The following is a 2,241-nucleotide window of genomic DNA, read 5'->3' as shown; positions in this document are numbered from 1 at the left end:
TCCGGCACCACACCGCCGGTCGCGGAGACCGCCCCGACGCGGTCGGCCAGGACGCGCAGCGGCGTACCCGTCCCGACCTCAGGGCGCATTGCGGCAGACACCGCGATCACCTCCATCCGCTGCGGCCAGGTCACCAGAACCGGACCTGAGACTACCCAGGCGGGCACCCCCAGCGGAGTGGCCGATCGCCATTTCGCAGCCCGGAGCGGGGACGCCCGCTACATCGCCTGTAGCACGAGCGGCGGTCCCGGGTCCGGCGACAGCGGGACATTGTGCCGCTGCAACAGCCAGCCGGCGATGTTGTGGAACAGCGGCGCGGCCGACGTGCCCGGCGATCCGTCGGCGGCCCGATGGGGGTTGTCCATCATCATCGCGATGACGTAGCGCGGATTGTCCGCCGGCGCGATCCCGGCGAAGGTGATCCAGTAGACGTCGTCGTAATAGCAGCCGCAGCCGGGATTGATCTGCTGGGCGGTGCCGGTCTTTCCGGCGATCTGGTAGCCGTCGACGGCGGCCTGCCATCCGGTGCCCTGCTGAACACCGGTCGGGTCGCGCTGGGTCACCGAGCGCAACATGTTGCGGACGGTCTGCGCGGTCTGCTCCGAGACGACCCGCACCCCGTCTGGGCGGGGTTCCTCGGTGCGGGCGCCGTCGGGGGCGATGGTGGCCTTGATGATTCGCGGCGGGATCCGCAATCCGTCGTTGGCGATGGCCTGATACATCCCGGCCATCTGCAGCAGTGTCATCGAAAGGCCCTGGCCGATCGGAAGGTTGGCGAACGAACTGCCCGACCACTGGTCGACCGGCGGAACCAGCCCGGCGCTCTCGCCGGGAAGCGCGACACCGGTGCGCTGCCCCAGACCGAATTTCTCCAGCATCTCGAACCAACGCTCCGGTCCCACCCGCTGCGCCAGCATCAGGGTGCCGACGTTGGAGGACTTCCCGAAGATCCCGGTCGTGGTGTAGGGCGCCACCCCGTGCTCCCAGGCGTCGCTGACGGTGACATCGGCGATGTTGATCGAGCCCGGAACCTGTAGCACCTCATCGGGGTTGCTCAGCCCGTGCTCGATGACCGAGGCGGCGGTGATGATCTTGTTCACCGAGCCGGGCTCGAACGGCGACGACACCGCCGGGTTGCCCAGCTGCCGGTCCTCCTGTCGCCCGATGTCCTGGGACGGGTCGAAGGTGTTGTCGCCGGCCATCGCCAGAACCTCGCCGCTCGTGGCGTCGAGCACCACCGCGGTGACGTTGCGGGCGCCGGAGACGTTCTTGGCCTGCTGAACCTGCTGCTGGACATAGAACTGGATGTCGTCGTCGAGGGTCAGCTGGATCGTCGACCCGTTGACGGCCTTGTGTCGGTTGCGGTAGCTGCCCGGGATGACCACCCCGTCGGAGCCGCGGTCGTAGGTGATCGAGCCGTCGGTGCCGGCCAGCACGGCGTCCATCGAGTCTTCCAGCCCGAGCAGGCCGTGGCCATCCCAGTCGATGCCGCCGATGATGTTGGCGGCCAACGATCCGCCCGGGTACTGCCGCAGATCCTGGCGCTCGCTGCCGACCTCCGGATATTTGTCGGTGATCACCTCGGCCAGCGCCGGATCGACGGCACGGGCCAGATAGACAAAGGTCTCGTTGCTGCGCAGTTTCTTCAGTAGCGTCGCCGCATCCGGCTTGTTCCCGAGCCGGCCGGCGATGTCCGTGGCGATCTCCTGCAACCGCCGCTGCGGTTCGGGGGCGGCCGGATCCTTTTTCCGGGCCTCCGCGAGTTGCTTGCCGACCTTGATCGGCTGGAACGTCAATGCCCGGGCTTCGATGGTGAACGCCAACTTGTCGCCGGTGCGGTCGATGATGTCGCCGCGCATGGCCTGCTGGACGTCGGTGACCTTGAGTTGCCCGGCGGCCTCGGCCCGCAATCCCGACGCTCGCGGCACCTGCAGATAAAACAACTGGGCCGCGGACAGCGCCAGTACCAGGAAGATGACGGCGTTGCCGGTGCGGTGGCGGAAGACAAACGATGCGCTGCGCAGCCCCAGGTCGGTGGCCGGCCGGGTACGACGGTCACGCGCCGAATGTCCGGTCTGCTGGGTAACTTTGGTCGTTTTGGCCGACTTGGGCTGCTTGGTGGGCTTGGCGGGTCGGCCGGCCCTGCGCGTGCCCGCCTTGATCGAGCCGTCGGCGCGCCGCGTCGGTCCGGTGCTCCGAGCCGGCCTTCTCATCGCGGAGCTCCCGGAAGCACCGGTGGCA

1 protein-coding gene is annotated in these 2,241 nt (G+C 68.4%); it reads right to left on the bottom strand.

The features are described from left to right. Positions 1-218: 218 nt before the first annotated feature. Positions 219-2,213: a peptidoglycan D,D-transpeptidase FtsI family protein gene (locus DQP56_RS23925; protein WP_112689554.1), complete on the bottom strand. Its 1,995-nt coding sequence runs from the start codon at positions 2,211-2,213 to the stop codon at positions 219-221. Positions 2,214-2,241: the final 28 nt, after the last annotated feature.

It is taken from the genome of Mycolicibacter senuensis (assembly GCF_003284925.1).
GTDB classification, from domain to species: domain Bacteria; phylum Actinomycetota; class Actinomycetes; order Mycobacteriales; family Mycobacteriaceae; genus Mycobacterium; species Mycobacterium algericum_A.
The sequence above is the reverse complement of the archived record's forward strand: the minus strand, read 5'-3'. Positions and strand labels throughout refer to the sequence as shown.

Bases quoted from the DNA above. Each gene is read 5' to 3' on its own strand.
- DQP56_RS23925 (WP_112689554.1), bottom strand. From the start codon at position 2,213: ATGAGAAGGCCGGCTCGGAGCACCGGACCGACGCGGCGCGCCGACGGC.